The 951-nt window shown below is 37.5% G+C and carries 1 protein-coding gene and 1 pseudogene; one reads left to right on the forward strand and one right to left on the reverse strand.

Annotation, left to right across the window (positions count from 1 at the left end):
• Nucleotides 1–788 (forward strand): HNH endonuclease signature motif containing protein (locus tag AAHB12_RS31125; protein ID WP_342048935.1); only part of this gene is annotated, 788 nt, incomplete at its 5' end.
• 91 nt (nt 789–879) lie between these two features.
• On the opposite strand, the pseudogene AAHB12_RS31130 reads toward AAHB12_RS31125, so the two are convergent.
• Nucleotides 880–951, reverse strand: a pseudogene (locus AAHB12_RS31130) (IS6 family transposase); the annotation flags it as partial.

Genomic DNA, 951 nt, shown 5'->3' on the forward strand with positions numbered 1-951 from the left:
CACATACAGGAATAAAGGATAGTAAGAAACAGCAAATCAAAAGAAAAGGGAGAGAGTTGATTCGAAACATTCGGTTCTCTCCCACAGCAAAAAACGCACTGTTATTCAATTCATTTGTACTTGGTTTGCATAACTACTTCAGGAAAGCAACTCACGTAAATATAGAGTTCTCAAGAATCGCCTACGACCTAAGCAGAACCATGTATAATCGTCTCAAACTCATTGCTTGTAGGGGGAAGCCCCATAACTCGTCACCGAGTTATAAAAAGTTCTATTCTGAAACATACACAACGTATAAAGTAGCAGAAGTTTGGCTGTACCCGTTAGCTGATGTGCGAACTCATAACAATATGAATTTTTCACAAAACTTAACACCATTTACAATACAGGGAAGAATTGAAATGTATAGGGCTCTAAAGCCATCCATTGGAACTGAAATTCAGAAAATGATAGCAAATGGGAAAGAAGAAAAATACGGTATAGAGTTTTTTGATAATCGTATCAGCCGATACAGTATGGTAGATGGTAAATGTGAAGTAACCGGCATATTCCTTCCTGCGGAGACGGTTCACTGTCACCATGTAAAACCATTTCATGTAAGTAACGATAACTCATACTCAAACCTACGAATTGTTCATGAATGGGTACATATCTTAATACATGCGACAAAAGAACAGACGATTCAAAAATACATGGAAGTGTTACAACTGGATGATAAATCCTTCAAGAAACTTAACCAGCTTCGTAAACACTGTGGCTTAGAACTTATAAATAAGAAAATCAACTAGATGGATAGCCGTGTGCATCGAAAGATGCATGCACGGTTAGGTGCGGGGGAAAAGGCAGAGATAATATCAAAGCCTTACCTATCGCATATAAACTAAGGTTGTACCGTAGGTACCATCTCACTGTTAATAAAATAATGTCAGGTTGATAATGTTTCCACTTGAA

The sequence above is a fragment of the Bacillus sp. OTU530 genome (assembly GCF_038440375.1).